Annotated in this window: 17 protein-coding genes and 1 pseudogene; 6 read left to right on the top strand and 12 right to left on the bottom strand. The window is 42.0% G+C overall.

All coding sequences use genetic code 11. The annotated features are described in order from the left end of the window. Window positions 1–352: 352 nt before the first annotated feature. A complete protein-coding gene (locus AB685_RS19625; RefSeq protein WP_047972294.1) occupies window positions 353–1153 on the top strand; it encodes a hypothetical protein in 801 nt (266 codons plus the stop codon). 154 nt (window positions 1154–1307) lie between these two features. Here AB685_RS19625 and brnQ read toward each other — a convergent pair whose 3' ends face one another. Continuing rightward, on the bottom strand, window positions 1308–2660 hold the full coding sequence (gene brnQ, locus AB685_RS19620) for a branched-chain amino acid transport system II carrier protein (protein WP_047972293.1): 1353 nt from the start codon (window positions 2658–2660) through the stop codon (window positions 1308–1310). A gap of 240 nt (window positions 2661–2900) precedes the next feature. Between brnQ and AB685_RS19610 the strand changes: the two genes are divergently transcribed. Continuing rightward, window positions 2901–3572 (top strand): GntR family transcriptional regulator, encoded by a 672-nt coding sequence (locus tag AB685_RS19610; protein ID WP_047972291.1) that lies wholly within the window; start codon window positions 2901–2903, stop codon window positions 3570–3572. A gap of 56 nt (window positions 3573–3628) precedes the next feature. Here the strand turns inward: AB685_RS19610 and AB685_RS19605 are convergent, their stop codons facing one another. Next, the gene (locus AB685_RS19605) at window positions 3629–4183 is read right to left on the bottom strand and encodes a putative glycolipid-binding domain-containing protein (protein WP_053073898.1); all 555 of its coding nucleotides are present in this window, start codon (window positions 4181–4183) and stop codon (window positions 3629–3631) included. A gap of 90 nt (window positions 4184–4273) precedes the next feature. On the opposite strand from AB685_RS19605, the gene AB685_RS19600 reads away from it, so the two are divergent. Then, window positions 4274–4732 carry a GNAT family N-acetyltransferase gene (locus AB685_RS19600; RefSeq protein ID WP_047972290.1) on the top strand — a complete coding sequence of 153 codons (459 nt, stop codon included), beginning with the start codon at window positions 4274–4276 and terminating at the stop codon, window positions 4730–4732. A 46-nt stretch (window positions 4733–4778) separates the two neighbouring features. On the opposite strand, the gene katG is transcribed toward AB685_RS19600, so the two are convergent. Together katG and AB685_RS19590 are read right to left on the bottom strand one after the other, a co-directional pair. After that, window positions 4779–6965 (bottom strand): catalase/peroxidase HPI, encoded by a 2187-nt coding sequence (gene katG / locus AB685_RS19595; RefSeq protein ID WP_047972289.1) that lies wholly within the window; start codon window positions 6963–6965, stop codon window positions 4779–4781. Between the two features lie 415 nt (window positions 6966–7380). After that, complete coding sequence (locus tag AB685_RS19590; protein ID WP_047972288.1) at window positions 7381–8427, bottom strand: NAD(P)/FAD-dependent oxidoreductase; 1047 nt, start codon at window positions 8425–8427, stop codon at window positions 7381–7383. 344 nt (window positions 8428–8771) lie between these two features. Here AB685_RS19590 and AB685_RS19585 point away from each other — a divergent pair, with 344 nt between their 5' ends. Continuing rightward, window positions 8772–8969, top strand: a complete 198-nt coding sequence (locus tag AB685_RS19585; RefSeq protein ID WP_053073897.1) for a hypothetical protein — start codon at window positions 8772–8774, stop codon at window positions 8967–8969. Between the two features lie 545 nt (window positions 8970–9514). Here AB685_RS19585 and AB685_RS19580 read toward each other — a convergent pair. The 6 genes and pseudogenes from AB685_RS19580 to AB685_RS19560 form a co-directional block, all read right to left on the bottom strand. After that, window positions 9515–9988 carry a nuclease-related domain-containing protein gene (locus AB685_RS19580; RefSeq protein WP_047972286.1) on the bottom strand — a complete coding sequence of 158 codons (474 nt, stop codon included), beginning with the start codon at window positions 9986–9988 and terminating at the stop codon, window positions 9515–9517. 280 nt (window positions 9989–10268) lie between these two features. Next, a complete protein-coding gene (locus AB685_RS19575; RefSeq protein WP_047972285.1) occupies window positions 10269–11987 on the bottom strand; it encodes a glutamine--tRNA ligase/YqeY domain fusion protein in 1719 nt (572 codons plus the stop codon). A 373-nt stretch (window positions 11988–12360) separates the two neighbouring features. Further along, window positions 12361–14020: pseudogene (locus AB685_RS19570) on the bottom strand (b(o/a)3-type cytochrome-c oxidase subunit 1). After that, entirely contained in the window at window positions 14017–14490 is a 474-nt protein-coding gene (locus tag AB685_RS19565) for a cytochrome c oxidase subunit II (protein WP_047972284.1), read from the bottom strand. Before AB685_RS19565 ends, AB685_RS19570 begins: the two are co-directional and overlap by 4 nt. A 31-nt stretch (window positions 14491–14521) precedes the next feature. Continuing rightward, on the bottom strand, window positions 14522–14689 hold the full coding sequence (locus AB685_RS30995; protein WP_128755911.1) for a cytochrome c oxidase subunit 2A: 168 nt from the start codon (window positions 14687–14689) through the stop codon (window positions 14522–14524). 15 nt (window positions 14690–14704) lie between these two features. Then, window positions 14705–15064, bottom strand: coding sequence for a cupredoxin domain-containing protein (locus AB685_RS19560; RefSeq protein ID WP_047972283.1), 360 nt, complete (start codon window positions 15062–15064; stop codon window positions 14705–14707). A gap of 217 nt (window positions 15065–15281) precedes the next feature. Between AB685_RS19560 and AB685_RS19555 the strand changes: the two genes are divergently transcribed. Both AB685_RS19555 and AB685_RS19550 read left to right on the top strand, forming a co-directional pair. Then, window positions 15282–15956, top strand: coding sequence for a YdeI/OmpD-associated family protein (locus tag AB685_RS19555; protein WP_047972282.1), 675 nt, complete (start codon window positions 15282–15284; stop codon window positions 15954–15956). A gap of 100 nt (window positions 15957–16056) precedes the next feature. After that, window positions 16057–16881, top strand: a complete 825-nt coding sequence (locus AB685_RS19550) for a DUF2935 domain-containing protein (protein ID WP_047972281.1) — start codon at window positions 16057–16059, stop codon at window positions 16879–16881. A 484-nt stretch (window positions 16882–17365) separates the two neighbouring features. Here AB685_RS19550 and AB685_RS19545 read toward each other — a convergent pair whose 3' ends face one another. Continuing rightward, the gene (locus AB685_RS19545) at window positions 17366–18223 is read right to left on the bottom strand and encodes a manganese catalase family protein (RefSeq protein ID WP_047972280.1); all 858 of its coding nucleotides are present in this window, start codon (window positions 18221–18223) and stop codon (window positions 17366–17368) included. A gap of 146 nt (window positions 18224–18369) precedes the next feature. After that, window positions 18370–18837, bottom strand: a complete 468-nt coding sequence (locus tag AB685_RS19540; protein WP_047972279.1) for a DUF4188 domain-containing protein — start codon at window positions 18835–18837, stop codon at window positions 18370–18372.

Raw genomic sequence — 18837 nt, 5'->3', positions numbered from 1 at the left:
CAAATTCAGTTACTCGAAAAAATTTATGATGTATATTTGGTTACATGAAACTTCGGGTTAAAGGTTTTGGTATTCGATGAGGAAGTTAAATAGAATGTTAGGAGTAAATTTTCGAACATGTTTTTGAAACTTAAAATAAAATAGAACCTAGGTTATCTGGATTTCATTTATTAAATTATCCTATTTTCAGTTCCCGCTTGTTTGGATAGTAGAAGAAACTATAGTTTCTGATTTTTTTGTACTTTAACAAAGGATTGTTAACAGATAATAAAGTTGTTTAAATATGGAAATATAACATCCGTTCGCTTATAATTATAATATGCGAACAGATGTTTTGTTTTGGAGGGGAATAATGGTTAATACTAAGCATAGGTTGAAAAAAAGAAGAAAAGCTTTAAATGAAATTAGCAATTTAATAGATAATGCAGCCCATTTATTAATTATTCATTACTCGTGTGAGAGTTTCTATGACATTAAAGATGGTCGAACACCTAGAATTACTTCTATAGCTGTTAGGTATTTCAATACTGGACAAACTGAAACTTTTTCTATCCATAAGGTTGCAGAGAAGAAAGGCTATTTATCACAAATCGAAATTCATTATGATGAACTTGAAAAAATTATGTTAGGTGAATTTTATAAATTTGTTAAAACTCATTTGAACTACAATTGGGTTCATTGGAATATGAGAGATATAAACTATGGATTTCAAGCTATAGATCATAGATTTAGTGTATTAGGTGGAAAACCAACTTCAATACCTGATTCTCAGAAATTTGATTTAGCAAGAAAACTAATGGATATTTATGCAGATTACGCAGATCACCCGCGGTTAGAAAAGTTGATAGAACTAAATAATATTACTAAAAAAGATTTCTTAAGCGGTGCAGAAGAGGCTGAAGCTTTTGAAGAATTAAAATACGTCGAATTACACCGCTCAACACTTAGAAAAGTGGACATCTTTCACTCAATACTTGAACGAGTTATTGATAAGAGTCTAAAAACAAAAAGTAAATGGCATCATATTTATGGATTTACACCACAAGGGATATTTGAATCTATAAAAGATCATTGGATATTTGCGCTAATTTCAATAGCAGTAGGAGCAGCTTTATCAGCAGTACTTGGCATCGTATTTCTAAGTTTTTTTTAGGTGGTTGAGCATTTCCCATGACTTCAAATTTGTTAAATCGAAGCAAAATTTCTCATTATATAAAGGTAGGTAAAGAGCAAGGAGAAGCTCTTTACCTACCTTGGTAACTATATATCTATAATGTACAATTACAATTAAGTCTTTTAAGAATTAATTAACTTGCTTCCCTCTCAAGCTGTACACGTTGCGGCTGTTCTTTTCTAACCTTCCCCCAAACAAACCCTAATATCCCACCGACAATCGCCGGGAAAATCCAACCTAAACCTACTTCATATAAAGGAAGGATCGTAGCAAAAAGGTCTTTGATAGGCGCAATGCTCATACCTGCAGCCTTCAACGCATCAGATATTGCCACAATGGAAGTGAAAATCATGCTCCCCTGATACACTTCTTTTCTCCCGTTAAAGAACGAATGCAAGAAGGTTAAGGCCATCAAGCAGACAACAAATGGATAAATGGCAACTAACACCGGCACGGATACCGCGATCAATTGAGTTAAGCCCACATTTGCAAAAATAGCACTGATCGTGGATAACAGAATGACAAAAGTTTTGTAAGAAATGCTTGGTAATAGCTTATTAAAATAGGAAGAACAAGAAATTATCAGGCCAATACTTGTTGTTAAACATGCGCCAATAACGATGAGGCTTAGTAATAGTCCACCGTAAGCTCCAAAAAAGTGATTAGATGCACCTGATAGCACTGCTCCTCCATTTTCTAATTGCCCTAGTGTTTCTACACTTGAAGCGCCAATAAAGGATAGAGAGGTGTAAATGATGGCAAGAAGTCCTGCCGCAATACTGCCTGCTTTTGTTACAGCGATCATTATTTCCTTTTTCGTTGTCGCGCCCTTCGCTTTCACGGCGTTGATGACAACAATCCCGAATACAAAGGCAGCAAGGGCATCCATTGTCAGGTATCCTTCTTGGAATCCTTTAAAGAAGGAGCCGTCTACGTAGCTTTCTGTAGGAGCTTGGAAGCTTCCGATTGGGAAAATAAAAGCTGTTGCAATTAAAATTCCTATGAAAATCAGTAAAAGTGGCGTTAAAACTTTCCCTACAATATCAACTATTTTAGTAGATTTCAAAGAAAAGAAGACGGTAACGCCAAAGAAAAGAATGGTAAAGATTAATAAACCAATGCTACTGCTTTCTTTTGACAAAAATGGTCTAATTCCCATCTCAAAGGACGCAGTTCCCGTTCTTGGGATGGCAAATAAAGGTCCAATGGCTAGATATAAGATAACGGTAAAAGCAAGTCCAAAAACGGGGTGTACCCTGCTTGCTAAGGACTGGAGATCGCTTTTCCCCGAATATCCTAACGCTAATACTCCAAGTAAAGGTAAGCCAACTCCAGTTACGATAAAGCCCGCATTAGCAGACCAAATATTCGTTCCTGCAGATTGACCAAGCATGGCTGGGAAAATTAAATTTCCTGCACCAAAGAATAATGCAAAAAGCATAAAACCAATAGCTAGTACAAATGAAAAAGGCATTTTGTTAGTCAACTTAATTCCCCCTGGTAGTCTAGTGATCTGGTTGTTCCAACGAAAATATATAGAAAGTTAGTTGGCTACGTAATATATTGCATAAAACAAGATATCATATGCAAAATATTTATGCAATATATTACGTAGAATTGTTCCATGCAATATATTGTATTTAAAAGCAGAATACTATACACTTTTAACATATATAACTCGAATTCAAAATCTTTTTTGTGAAATTTATAAAGGTGGTTGTTCATAATGCCCATACCTTCCAACTATTCATCCCCTACTCGTGTGTCCGCAAAAAAGCGTGCTTTTGCGCAAATTCAAGAGTGGATTATCGATGGAACGCTTCAACCGAAAGAAAAGCTAAATGATGCGGAACTTGCACAAGCTTTAGGTGTGAGCAGAACGCCTATACGAGAAGCGCTGCAATTACTGAATGTTCAAGGATTAGTGGAAATGTTTCCAGGGGTAGGTACTCAAGTCACCTCTGTTAAAAAAGAAGATATTACCAAGATTTTGCCTCCATTGGGAGCTTTAGAGGCCTTAGCCGCAGAACTGGCAACACCTTTAATAAACCAAGATACAATCGATACGTTGCGTGAGATTAATACTGCGTTCGCTCGTGCCATAAAAAAAGGAGACTTTTATTCCGCTTTAAAGCAGGATGAACAGTTTCATAATATTATTGTAGAAAATGCACAAAACCCGTATCTCGCGAGTTCAGTGTCAAATCTACAGGCACATGTTTTGCGTCTCTATTTTCATCAATCCATTATCCTGACTGGTGCTTCTATAGAAGAACACGAGTCCATGTTAAAGGCATTTGAGAATCGAGATAAAGAAACGGCCGCTAAAATAGCCCGCACTAATTGGCTGCGAGCGATAGATGAGTTTTATGCAGATCAGGAAGATAGTGGAAAATAGTAAAAACGCTTCTACATTAAGTTGAGGCGTTTATTTATTTTGGAAAAGTGAACAAGCTAAAAACGCCTACTAAACACCCCTGGATAATCAACTACCAACCCGTTTGAATCAACAGCAATGGTAGTTTCATAGTCGTAACAGTGGTAGAGGAAATACCTTAAACCATCTTCCTCCCGAAGGTATTGATAGGATTGGGGTACCTTTTTAAATTCTAAGGAGGGAACCGCTATGTACACCATGTGGAAGTTTTCTTTTTGGTGACAAGTCCAGTTCAGTCGTTTGATCGGCAATGAGTTGGAGAAAGGGGTAGCAGAAATGTCGATGTCTATGCAGCCTTTTAGAGTTTCGATTTCTTCTGCTTCACTATTGAACCAGTTTCCTTCTCCATCACTTTGTAATTCTAAAACATGTTGATTAACATTCAATTTAACCTTTCTAGTAATCCATTTGCTATCTAAATCTACTTGATAATTAACCAAGTGTGCATCAGCCGTCTCTACAGCTACATAAATGATGGTGCTATGAACCAACAGTTTTTCGTTTGCCTCCAACATACTTAGATATTCGCAACCATACTGTTCCTCGTTATTCCAGACTACTTTAGTAAACATGTACGACTCCCCCAGCTTGTTATTGTATAATAGATTCTATATAGTTCCAATTATAGCAAAATTAATAAAAGATAGAGCGGGGCAAGTACATTGGAAATTATCGAACTGAGAAAGCAAGATCAACTTCTCGACCAGGCAATCCAAGTATTTTGGCAGCAGTGGGGCAGTGAGGAGAATTTCAAGTTTTATGAAGATGCGATTCTCCAATCTGCTACAACCTCATCTGATATACCACGGTTTTATGTGGCAGTTGAAGAGGGTGAAATCATTGGTACGTATGCCATTTTAAGAAATGATTTGAATAGTCGTCAGGATCTGTGTCCATGGTTGGCCTGCCTTTATGTGGTGGAGGAGCATAGAGGGAAGGGGATAGGTGCAAAGCTTTTGAATCACGGGTTAAGGGTAGCAGCTGAAAAAGGCTATGAAAATCTCTACCTAACGACAGATATAGAAAACTATTACGAGAAATACGGCTGGAAAAATAGCGGGATTGTATATGGACCAGGCGGTGGCTCGATTAAGCTTTATGAAAAAGGGACTGCGCGATAATAGAAAATCCGGATGAAGTGTCTAAACTCCAACCGGATTTTTTTCTTTATTTATTTACCTTTACATCATATCGATCTGCATCCATCACTTTCACCCAAGCTGCCACAAAGTCTGTCACAAACTTTTCTTGGCTGTCGTCTTGTGCGTACACTTCGACAAGGGCACGGAGGACGGAGTGAGATCCGAAGACGAGGTCTACTCTCGTAGCGGTACGGACGAGTTCACCTGTACGGCGATCACGTGCTTCGTAGTAACCTTCTCCTTCTACTGGCTTCCATTCCACACCCATATCAAGCAAGGTCAAAAAGAAGTCGTTCGTGAGCGTACCGACACTTTCTGTAAAGACGCCATGCTTTGTGTCACCATGGTTCGCCCCAAGGACACGCAGGCCACCAATTAGAACGGTCAATTCCTTTGCAGATAGGTCCATGAGTTGGGCTTTGTCCACCATGAACTCTTCTGGTTTTAAGGAGTAGTCTTTCTTATGGTAGTTACGGAATGCATCGGATACAGGCTCAAGCACTTCGAAGTTCTCTTCGTCCGTTTGGTCCTGAGTGGCATCACCGCGACCTGGTGTGAATGGAACTTTTACATCAAATCCGGCATCCTTGGCTGCTTTTTCAACGGCTGCACTTCCGCCAAGTACGATTAAATCGGCAAGGCTTACTTTTTTGTCCAGACTTTGCTGGAGGTCTTCTAACACATTGATGGATTTTGCAAGCTGTTCTGGCTCGTTTGCTTCCCAGTCTTTTTGAGGGGAGAGGCGAACGCGGGCACCATTTGCACCACCACGCTTGTCCGAATGGCGGTATGTGCTGGCAGACGCCCAAGCCGTTTTCACAAGCTCGCTTACAGTGAGTCCGGAAGCTAGAATTTTAGCTTTAAGATCCTCAATCTCAGCATCTGTTAATGTATAGTCAACCTTTGGAACTGGATCCTGCCAAATGAATTCTTCTTCTGGAACTTCAGGTCCTAAATATCTATCACGAGGTCCCATGTCACGGTGAAGCAGCTTAAACCATGCGTGAGCGAAGGCATCGGCAAACTCATCCGGATTTGCATGGAAGCGGCGAGATATCTTTTCATAATCGGGATCCATGCGCATCGCCATGTCCGCAGTGGTCATCATTGTTTTTACTTTTTTAGATGAATCCTCGGCATCTGGAGCTAAATGTTCTTCATCCGGATCGATTGGTGCCCATTGGTATGCGCCAGCTGGACTCTTTGTCAGCTCCCACTCGTATCCGAACAACATATCAAAATAACTCATATCCCATTTGGTCGGCGTCGGTGTCCAAGCGCCTTCAATTCCACTTGTGATGGTGAATGCGCCATGACCGGTTTCATGGCTGCTCTTCCACCCGAATCCTTGGTGTTCAAGGCCTGCTCCTTCCGGCTCCTCTGTTACATGGGATGGGTCTCCAGCTCCATGGGCTTTACCGAATGTATGTCCGCCAGCAGTCAGTGCCACGGTTTCTTCATCGTTCATTCCCATACGTTTGAAAGTATCTCTGATATCAAAGGCACTTTTCTTCGGATCTGGTTCGCCATTTGGCCCTTCCGGATTCACATAAATCAAGCCCATTTGCACGGCAGCAAGCGGGTTCTCTAGGTCACGCTCACCGGAATAACGGTTGTCCCCAAGCCATTCCTTCTCTGGCCCCCAGTTGACGTCTTCCTCAGGATTCCAAATATCTTCACGGCCGCCCCCGAACCCAATCGTTTTCCCACCCATGGATTCAATCGCAACATTTCCTGCAAAAACGAGCAAGTCTGCCCAAGATAGCTTGTTGCCATACTTCTTTTTAATTGGCCAAAGCAGTCGGCGGGCCTTGTCCAGATTTCCGTTATCAGGCCAACTGTTTAACGGTGCAAAACGTTGAGAGCCGCTTCCGCCGCCTCCGCGTCCATCCACTTGTCGATATGTACCTGCTGCGTGCCAGGACATACGAATAAAAAACGGCCCATAATGTCCATAGTCCGCCGGCCACCAATCCTGGCTATCTGTCATAAGATTATGTAGGTCCTGCTTTAAGCCTTCATAATCAATCTTTTGAAATTCTTCTACGTAATTAAAATCTTCCCCAAGTGGGTTTGTCTTCGTGTCATGCTGGTGAAGCACATTCAGATCAAGCTGATTCGGCCACCAGTCCTTGTTTTTCGTCCCTCTGATCGGTTTTTCGGTACTGCTTTCCCCCGTAAACGGGCACTTTCCAACGTTCTCATTGTCCATACATCTTTTCCCCTTTCTGTTTTGAGAAGAGTAAATAGCAATCAATCCTGCCTTACAACGTACGAAACTGCAAAATGAGACAACATCAATTCTTACATTATAATTATAATAAATAATCGGCAGAATAAAAAGAAATATGCATGTAATTTTTAATAATATTCTGAAATTAAAGATCTCTAGGTACGCTGCCAATAATTAAGATGCCTTTTTGCTGGAATTTAATACCTTAAAAAAGAGGGAAAGCCAATCGCTAGTAGGATTGGCTAATCTGCAGAAGGGTCTCTGAACCTATAAAGAAACGTTTATTAGGGTGGAGGGACGAATTTAAAGAGGCTGTCTTAAGTCGACAATAAACGAAATGCCTGACAGCCTTAACTTTTGTTTGATTATAATAGTTTTTTTCTTGCTATGTGCATTACCGGATCAATTGCTTAATCAATTCTTTATTTCTAGCTTTAAATACTTCGTTATGAGAGGAAACCATTGCAACTTTGCTTGCTTGTGGTTGAATATATTGTTTTGCTTTATTGACGGCATTGGCAGCATCTTGGAACGCTCCTGCTATCAAATGAAGTTTCCCATCATGTTTTAAAATATCTCCTGCAGCATAGAGACCTGATATGGAGGATTCACTGGTAGAACTTCCAGCTATGTAATAGGTATCGACCATTTCAATTGGAAGCTCGCTGTTCTCAATTAATGTTCCGTCACGCTCATATCCATGGCTGATAATGACTTCATCAATGGAAAGAGTTGAGGTTTCCCCGGTTTCGTGGTTGGTAAGCTCAACCAGTTCAATGACTTCATGATTTTCACTTGCGATGAGATTGGTGATGGAGGTATGGAATAAGCAAGTTGCCGAGCTGTTCAACAGTTGTGATACTTGTGCTTCGTGAGCGGACAACGCATCTTTTCGATAAGTGACATAAACTTGTTTTGCTATCGGCTCCAGTTCATTTGCCCAATCTATGGCTGAATTGCCTCCGCCTGATATGATGACAGTTTTGTCTTTAAAACGCTGGAGAGACTTCACCGTATAATTCAAATTTGTCACTTCAAATCTTTCTGCTCCTTCAATCGCAAGCTTTTGAGGATGCAGGATCCCGCCACCGACAGCCACAATAACTGTTCTGGAAAAATGCCGCTCTCCTTTGGAATCCAACAGCACAAAGAGTCCATTCTCGTTTTTGGTTATTGATTCTACTTTTCTATTTAGCACTACTTCGGGATCGAACGTTAATCCTTGCTTAACAAGCTGCTCAATTAGTTTTGCTCCCGGCAGAGGCGTCTGGCCGCCAACATCCCAAATCATCTTTTCCGGATACACATGAATTTTCCCGCCTAATTGAGGCTGGTACTCGATCAGCTTCGTCTTCATCTCTCTAAGACCACTATAAAATGCAGAATAAAGTCCTGCAGGACCTCCACCAATAATCGTTACATCAAAAACATCCAGGTTCACATTCCGTCACTCCCTATAGGAATTAGATAAAATTGATTATCATTCTCATTTAAGTATATAACTATTTTACTAGTTTATGCAATATGGGGACGAATCTGATGTGTCCTTTTTTAGAATGGTTGATGTTTCGGTAAATGTCACATAACCCCTTGAAAAGTTACAATAACCTTCCCAAAAGTTACATCCGATCCCCTCCAAAATAGTTACAATAACTCCTCCAAAAGTTATAATCCACCAAAAGGTTGCGGTAATCAGCAGAAAAAATAAGCTAGTATAGTTGAAAAAACATCTTTTATAAGCTACCGTTCAAAGTAGAGAGAATTTCCAGAATGGAGAGAGAGTATATGATGGTAGTTTTAGGTGTTTTAGGAGTGCTTGTTTTAGTTGGTGGGCTGTTTGCTACGCTTCAAGTAGCGGGAAAAGGAGATCGGGACTATCACGAAGAATCAAAAGGGAATGTGACACGTCTCACATATATTTATATCGCGTTGTTTGTTGTCATTATTGTTGGGTTTACTGTTTATTTGAGATGGTTTGTGTAGCATGCAGGACAATAAAGACCCCCGGGGATATATCTTCTCGGGGGTCTTTCGCATCCTTTTACTCTATAAAGTAAATGCGCGCTTTTCTGGTGCCTTTGTGGGGAAAGTTTAACGTTTGAAGCTCTTTGGAAGCAATACTTGTTGAGTGAAGACATACAAATTATCTGAAAGATTTGTTTGTTATCGTGTTGCCAAGCCCGAGCAAAGAATAGTCCTTAATCGTCTGTTGAAGTGGGTTCTTTGCCGTATTCCCACATTTTAAACAGAACCACTTTTGATAAGATTTCTGCATGGGGGCATGGGAACAATTAAGGCAAATGACTCCTCTAATAAAATCAGAAGAAGAAAGTCCATAGTAATCCATCAAGTTAAAGGTTTCATCTTTATGAATTTTTAATAGTGTTTTCACGAGTTTGTTGATGTCCTTATTTGAAAAGTAGGTATTCTTTTGGGATTTATCAATTTCTTTTATTCTAGTTGGGAGATTTGTGTGAAAGACTACATTCTTTAAGATGATGGGAGATTTTTTATATAGGGTAGCATTTTTATGTGTCATGACGATTTGAGTTATAGATAGGAATTGGAGGTAATTTAAGTTCTTGGATGATAGAGGAGAGTTGAATTTTGTGTCTGGCTAGTTGTGCAAACGGGTCTCCAAGCCTTTCTTGACCAGTTTCATTGTGACGGATCAGACTTCCGGTATCTTCATCAAATTCAATCTGTCCGAAAACATATTTGGAATCTAAGATGAGGCAATGAGTAGGGGATATAAGGAGTGAGTCCATCTGGAAATGTCGTCTTTTAGTGTCCGGAATTCTGAGGCCGTGCAAAACTTTATAGTTTTCATGGGGCAGGAAGGATGAAAAGTAGTCCATTGCTTGTTCGCCTTTGTATCCATAGTGTAAACGATAGAATTCTTGTTCAATTTGGGGATATTTTGAATGAGTTTTGGGGGTTCTTCGCATTGCGGCTTCATGCGCGAGCAACCTGTGTGGTTTTTCTCTGTCTTTTTTTATCATTTTATGCTCCTTTTCGTTAATATTCTCTCTCTACTTCGGCTTTGAGACGAAGATTTCCTGCAAGGACAGGAAAGTTGTAAATTTATAATCCAAGTTTTGATTTTATAGTCCAACTTTTAAATTTATAAGCGACTTTTTCGTTTTATAAGCCACTTTAGGCATTATAAATGCCATTCGACAAACCCCAGCAAATTTTGCGCTATGCCTACCTAGCCCCCGACACCCAACCAATCAAAAAGCCCCCGTTCACAAAACGGGGGCCATCAAGCCAAACTTCACTCTATAACTTAAACGAACTCTTCAACGACACAATCTCATTAAACACAAGCTTATCCGCAGTGGTATGCTTCGGATCCACATTAAAGTACCCGTGGCGGAAGAATTGGAATTTTTCCTGCGGCGCCACACCTTTCATGTTTTCCTCCACAAACCCATTCAATACTTTCATGGAATTCGGATTCACATGGTCAAGGAAGGACTTTTCGACAGCTTCCACTGTTTCCTCTTCCGTGCCAGCAACATCAACATCTGCCACTTCAGCCTCAACTTCAGATTCAGGCTCCTCGTCCAATAGCAACGGCTCAAACAAACGGAACTCAGCAGGAACAGCTTGGGACGCTTCCACCCAGTGCAAGGTACCCTTTACTTTACGTCCGGTAAAGCCAGTTCCACTCTTTGTCTCTGGGTCATACGTACAGTGGATTTCCACCACATTGCCGTCTTCATCTTTCACAAAGTCCTCACACTTAATAAAGTAAGCATGCTTCAGGCGAACCTCGTTACCAGGGAAGAGGCGGAAGTATTTCTTCGGTGGATCTTCCATGAAATCCTCTTGCTCAATGTAAATTTCGCGGGAGAATGGGATCTGTCTCTTACCCATTTCCTCGTTCTCCGGGTTGTTTTCCGCTTCCAGCATTTCCACTTGTCCTTCTGGATAGTTAGTAATGACCACTTTTAATGGACGGACAACACCCATCGTACGAGGGGATTTCAATTTCAAATCTTCACGCACAAAGTGATCTAGCATTTGCGAGTCAACAAATCCAGATCCCTTTGAAACACCTGTTTCACGAACGAAAGCGCGGATTGCTTCTGGCGTATAGCCTTTACGGCGAAGCCCAGAAATTGTCGGCATGCGAGGGTCGTCCCAACCATCAACAATGCCTTCTTCCACAAGCTTGCGCAGCTTACGCTTACTCATCACGGCGTTTGTGATGTTCAAACGGCCAAACTCAATTTGCTGTGGCGTTCCAGCCATTTCTGTTTCCGCTACGACCCAGTTATATAATGGGCGTTGATCCTCAAACTCCACGGTACAGATAGAGTGAGTCACATCTTCAATCGCATCCTCGATTGGATGTGCGAAGGCATACATCGGGTAGATGCACCATTTGTCTCCTGTGTTGTGGTGTGTTGCATGAGAAATACGGTAGATGACCGGGTCACGCAGGTTGATGTTCGGTGATTTCATGTCGATCTTCGCACGAAGCACTTTTTCTCCGTTGCCGAATTCGCCTTTACGCATGCGCTCGAATAGGTCAAGGTTCTCTTCTACAGAGCGGTCGCGGTATGGGCTGTCTTTTCCTGGCTCTTTCAGTGTGCCACGGTATGCGCGGATTTCATCAGCAGAAAGGTCGTCCACATACGCTTTGCCTCTTTTAATCAAAAGAACAGCACGGTTGTACATCTCTTCAAAGTAATCAGATGCAAAGAAAAGTCCGTCCCAATCATAGCCAAGCCATTTTACGTCTTCTTTGATGGAGTTAACATATTCAACGTCTTCTTTTAAAGGGTTGGTGTCGTCAAAGCGCAGGTTCGTTTTTCCGTTGAACTCGTCTGCCAGATCAAAGTTGATGACGATGGATTTTGCGTGTCCGATATGTAGGTAACCGTTTGGCTCTGGAGGGAAGCGGGTGATGACATGGTTGCGCTTGCCGGATTCCAGGTCCTCTTTTATGATATTTCGAATGAAATTCGAGTTTGCTGGGTTATGTTCCACGTTTTTCAACCTTCCTTATTTTAAGAATGCCGGGGGAGAGCGGGCTATTTTCAGCTATTTTCCCCACATTTATGATAGTCAATATTGTAACACAAGAAATGGCAAGCGCAAAAGCTTATAAGAGGGGGAGGGGGAAGATTAGTTATTGGTTTAACACCACTGTTGATTTCCGCGCTAGGCTTCGCTTTCCGCGGGCGGTCCGGAAGCCTCCTCAGGCTACGCCTTGCGGGGTCTTCCCTGTCCCTTCCTCCCGCAGGAGTCTTCGCCTATCGCTCCAATCAACAGCTAGGTTATCTGATGACTCCAATCAATCTTTTTTCTAAAATAAAAAAGCAGCAGGACCCCTTCCTCCCACTGCCTACTCCACCATCCATCACCAAGGCCTAAATGGCGGTGATCCTGGTGGTGCATTCTGTATCATATCCATCAGAGGAATTGTGTAAGCGAATAAGATCAATGCTACCGCAATCCCGATCCAAAGTTTCCAATTCTCCAAGATCCGCGGCGTTTCGCGCGCATCTTCCGCGACCTCCCCAATCGGGAATTCCGTATGCGCTTTTGGCGCAAAGAAGGCAAGGTTGATGACGATGTAGATCATCAGCATGGATGCGACAAACAAGATGACTCCACCAAGGGCCATCGTGACCTGATTGGCAAACACTCCATCAAACCAGGCGGCCGCTGTAGCATGATCCTGGTAAGTGGTGTAAGCGGTACGACGAGGTGCCCCCAACAGTCCGAGCAAGTGCATTGCACCGGACATGAAGAACATACCCACTGTCCAAAGAATCGTCTGTGTCATGGCCAGCTTGTTCATGCGTGCGGTAAACGCTCTGCCGCGCAAGACCGGAATCAGCCAGTAAGCAATCCCGAAGAATGTCAGGATAACGGTGGATCCAACGGTGATGTGGAAGTGCCCTACAACCCAAAGAGTGTTATGGACGACGGCGTTCATCTGGTTACTGGCATTGATGATTCCGCCTGTTCCAGCAGGGATGAAGAATAGCATCCCCATGAATGGTGCGAAAAAGCGCGCATCCTTCCAAGGCAATTTTCGTACCCAGCCAAAGGCACCACGTGCCCCTTTTGCACGACCTGCCAATTCAAACGTTGCAAAAATCGAGAAGGCGGTCAACAGGGAAGGAACGATAACCGCAAAAGTTAAAACAACCTGCAGGTACTTCCAGAACTCGGAGATCCCGGCTTCCATCAGCTGATGGTGAAACCCTACAGGAATTGAGAACCAACAGGAACAAGACAAAAACCAAGCGGGCGAGCGAATCACTGAACAGCTTCCCGCCGATGATTTTCGGAATACAGACATACCAGGCGATGTATGCCGGCAGAAGCCAGAAGTACACCAACGGATGTCCAAAGTACCAAAACAAGGTCCGGCTCAAAAGGATATTGATGTTATCTACCAGTCCAAGAGACCAAGGCAGGAACTGAAGCAGCACGGTCGCGGCAACCCCGATGGAAGCGACATACCACAAGAGAATCGTTCCGACTGTCATAAAGCTGAACAGGGGTGTTATTTGCCCTCGGTTCTGTTTTTTCCAGCGGATATAATGGGCAAGTAAGCTTGCGCCACCTATCCAGGTCCCGACCACAAACAGGGTCAGCCCTATATAATAGAGGGGAGAGGCTTGCAATGGCGCGTAAAAAGTATATAAGACCGATGCGTCATTCGTTAAAATCATTGCAAAGCTCAGCAGAGTACCGATTGTCAGTACCCAAAAGCCGATCCAACCCAATCTCCTCTCCAAAGAAGTCATCGTGCCCAATGTCCTGCTCATCCCGGCATGTAGGAAACCGTAGATGAAATAGGTCGTCAATACGAGGGCAAGCAGCACACCATGTGCCGTTAACAGCTGATAATAGCTGATGCTGTAAGGAAGCTCAATCAGTCCACCGCGAACAAGCCCCTGGACCACTCCTGCCATTGTTCCTAAAAATAATGCTGCAAAAGCGATAAAAATATAGGCCATGCTCAATTTAGAATCGTGAATGTCCACTTCTGCTGCCTGTATCATTCTTCCGTCACCTCAATTTCCATTTGCATATGCTGATGTCCGATGCCGCAATATTCATTGCAAAGGACAAGGTAAGATCCAGCTTCCTTGAATGTATGTTCCGATTGGTTAATATGCCCCGGTGTAATCATCATGTTCACGTTCGTCTTAGGGATGGTAAAGCTGTGTACGACATCCTGGCTTGTCACCTGGAACCTGACAGTGGAGCCTTTCGGAACGGATATCTTATTCGGCTCATAACCGAATGTCATCGCTATAATCGTAGCTTCGTAGGTTTTTTCGTCTATCTGTTTCAAGCCCGGCTCATCAAATGGAGCGGAATCTCTCACGTTCTCCGCATCCACGGTGGCCATATGACTTGGAGGGTGGTGGCCGTGAGCAAAGGCGGTAAACCCGATCACGGATAAAAAAACGACCAATGTTCCGACTCCAAAAATAAGCCAATATTTTTCATAACGGTGTAAATGCATCTATGGTAACCCCCTTTTTTTCTGGACCTGATTAGTTTCGTGCGATAAACAAAGTGAACACGCTGATCCACGAAACAACGATAAATGCTCCTATCAAAAATACAGAGATCAATGTACCTTTTAACGAAGATTCTTCTTCTTTCACAGGAAGCTTCTTTGAGGTACTTTTTTCAGGACGTTCATATTGTACATTTGCCATCCCTGACACCCCTTTCTATTCCACAACCAGTTTGGAAACCATCTCGGCATGCCCTGTTCCGCACATGATGTCACAGATGATTTCATATTCACCAGGCTTTAGGTTTGCAACTACACTGCCATCTCCTTGGATCTTCACATCTGTTCCTTTAGTCGTGATGCCATGGTGACCTTCCACGTTTTCATGATGGATAGCTACAGGTTTGCCGGCTGGTACTGTATAGGTAGCCTTATCGAACTCCCAATTGGAGCTTTTAATCGTAATCTCCGCCTCCGCATCCTCTACAGATACCTCATCAGAACCGCAACCAGTCATAACCCCTAAAAGTAATACAAGTGCAAAGCAGCACACCAAAAATTTTTTGAAAGAAAACATACTCGCCACTTCCTTTTCCCATTTTTTTATAAATGATCTATGCACCTTCATTGTAAGAGCTGGGAGAATTTAAAAGTGTGATAAAAGTCACACATCTGGAAGAAAAAGGTGAACAATTTGTTAACAAGTGAGCAAAGTGAAAAGAGGTTTTTGGGATGGAGGATTTTGTTATAATAATAGGTAGGAAATGTTAATTGGTAGAAGGGGATGTGTGAGTATGAATGCGGAAAAAACGATAGTCGATAAACTGAATCTGCAAAAATATGAAAACAGATTATTTTTGCAAGTACCGGAAGCTACAGGTGAATTTGAGGGGCTGGACTTTGATACTTCCATTAAAAAGGACAAATATGACCTGATATTCTTGTTCATGTTCACGAGGGAGGACTTCGTGAAGTACGTTACAAGCGTCAATGAAAAACAGCTTCTTTCCGACAACGGCTACATGTATGTGGCCTATCCGAAAAAGGGGAACCCAGTCTATGAAGATTACATAGAAAGGGACAAGTTTTATGCGGACCTGAATCTGGACGAAGAAAAATACCTTCCAAACAGCACCTTGAAATTCTCGAGGATGGTCAGCCTGAACGAGGTCTTCACAGTGGTCGGGTTCAAATCCGTGCCTAAGAAAGCTAAAAAGAAGACAAGCGCAAAGAGCCAGTGTGTAGATGATTACATCGTACATATTGAAGACCTCAAGAACTTTTTGAAAAATAATGAAACCGTATTGGCGAAATATAACGATCTGACATACGGCTACCAGAAAGACTGGGCGCGTTATGTCTATAGTGCCAAAAGAGCAGAAACACAGGAAAAGAGATTGCTTGAGATGGCAGCGATCATTGATGAAGGACATAAATCGATGGACCTTTATAGACGTAATAAAAAATAATAACAAGGCTAAAGCGCAGCTTACTTCATGTAGGCTGCGCTTTTACTTATCATGAAAATGTCTCCTATCAAATAAGTTATATAAAGAGGAGGGGGACAGAATGAGCTATGAACCGATTACCCCATGGGAAGAGCATGAATTCTGGCTTGGCATCTTAAAGGACCACGCCTATTTTATAAGAGATTATCTATCACCGGAAGAGAAGAAATGGGTCAGGCAGGCTGAGACTTTTATTGAAACATTCGGAAAGGTGGAGCAGGAGCTGAGGAAGGTTCCTAAAGATGCACCTATAAATTCGAATCCGATGATCAGGCTGGCTGAAATGGCGAACGAAGTGGCGTACAAGTACTACTTGTTCGAGGGGAATCTTTTGAATTTAAGGTTATACAACAAGGTCAATTTGAACCTGACACCAACCTACCTGAACGGGACGCTTTTAGAGAACAGGGAGTACCTGAGGATATTGGAGAGCTACGTGGAGGGACGGGACTATCCGGCTCTAACACTTGTCGAGCTGCTGAGCATGTGGCTCGATGATCAACTGGGGCACGCCTCTTTATTATTAAGGATGTTAGACGGAGTAGAATTCGCACTGGTTGAACGCGCCAATCATGTAAGAGGGAAGTTCTCGCAGTTTATCGTGAAAAATGACATGATAGAAGGCTACTTGCATTTCGCAGAACCGGGCTTTCCCGTGCAGATGAGATTTGCAAAGGAAGTGTCGGTGGAAGTGGTCAATTTTAACAATCTGGTAGCCGAAGTGCTCGACCTTTATTTAGATGACGAACTCATTAACCAAAGTACCCTTCGATTCCTCGAACATCATTTTCCGGAATCCTGTTATTTCATGAGGAAGCTATCGTATTATGCACCTTCCATCAGTTACCCAGCTTGTAAGCTGACGAAGCCTACGATAAGAGGATAGGGGTTCAGAGAGGGGATTGTTATAATGAAATACGCCCTTAAAGCTAAGGGCGTAGTAATTTGTTATTTACAATTTAATTATCAGGCTGTTTTCGTAAACTTTGTTGCTATTTCGTATTTTTATAACAACCGTAATAATTGTTACTGTCGTGCTCTTTTCTTGGTTATTCAGAAAAACTGCATGATATTTTGAAAGTAGATAAACGGTAAAAAGTCCAAATGCCGACTTTTTACTAGTAAATAGCAACAATCTTTTAGAAAAGAGCTAATTATTAGGCTGTTTTCGTAAACTTTGTTGCTATTTCGTATTTTTATAACAACCGTAATAATTGTTACTGTCGTGCTCTTTTCTTAGTTATTCGGAAAAACTGCATGATATTTTGAAAGTAGATAAACGGTAAAAGTGCAAAAGCCGACTATTTACTAGTAAAAAGTCCAAATGCCAACTTTTTACTAGTAAATAGCAACAATCTTTTAGAAAAGAGCTAATTATTAAGATCAAACAGACCTGGGGCATGCTCATTTGGCATATCAGGCATTTCAGGAACCGGATGGCCTTGTGGTGGAGCAATGACTGATAACTCTCCGCCATTTCTGCTTGGTGATGTACCCTGAAAGATTTCACCGATTCGCGTATCATCTAGGCGGAAATTGAATTGTGCATTATGGAAGCCCATATCAACATATTTACGGCATTCCGGGTATTTGTTTAAATCGTAATTTGGAATCGGAAAAATTTTGCCCCAATCAACACCAAGTGTTTCTAATGCTTTGGCGAATGCGTTTTGATGGGCATTATCTCGTACAATCAAGAAAGCGATTGTTTCCCTTAGTGTTTTATTGCTGCTCATCTCATATATTCTGGACTTTTGAAGAACACCAGTGGATTCTAGCACAACATTATTAAGTAGGTTTGCTACAAGGTTTCCATGGTCATATACCCATGAACCGTTCCACGGATTGCCGCCTGCATCAACTGGTAGGGAAGATTTAGCACCCATAATATAATGATGTGGGTTTGCGCCAGATTGTATGACATCATCTAATGGAGCACCATCAGATGCCTGATTTCCTGGCATATCTCCGCCGGATTCGTTTAACAGTTGGTTAATTGTCGATTGAACGAGTTCCACGTGACTAAGTTCTTCAAGAAATATCCCTCTTATTAGGTCACGATATTGTTTCGCTTTACCCCTGAAGTTAGCACTTTGGAATGAGAATTGCATCAAAGTTCTCATTTCCCCAAATTGCCCCCCGAGTGCTTCTTGAAGAACCTTTGCAGCATGGGGATCTGGTTTATCAGGCACAATCATATTAATTAAGTCTTCTTTGTAAAAATACATATTCACATCCACCTTCCAAATAAACTCTAATTTATATTGCCAAGATGATATGATTAATATTCGATAAAGATATAGAAAAAATTGATGTTATAGGAAACGACAATGAAATAACAAAAGCGACCAGGCATAAATCTGGTCGCTTTTGCTCAAGAGATTCTCTTCCTTAAAGAATTATTAGCCTTGCTGATTTCACTAATGCCAAATGCCTTTCCTAACCCGAACTTCGGCATATTTCCGTAAACAGATTCATACTGCCCCTTTTTGACAAGGTAGGTCTCGTGATAAATTCCCACGGCATCATTATTTCTAACCCTTTTATTGAAATCATTCCATGCTTTAAGGTGCTTCTGGCCTTTAGCATAAGCCATCAAATCCTCTTCCGAACGCCAGTATTGAAGCAGCAAGGTGGTGCGGAGGCTGAAAAAGTGTTCCATGGACAGGCAGCCAAGTTCCTTGTTCATGTATAACTCCCTTATCATTGGTGGCATCGCCATAAAGACGGGCAACCATTTATAGATGGCCCACCATTTGTTAATACGCATCCCGATGGTAAACACGACAACATCTTCTTGATTTTCCACTGTATAGCGACCGGAAAAAATCTCTGCACCCAT

The organism is Bacillus sp. LL01 (genome assembly GCF_001037965.1).
Note: the sequence above shows the minus strand (reverse complement) of the source record. Positions and strands in the feature narration are given on the sequence as shown.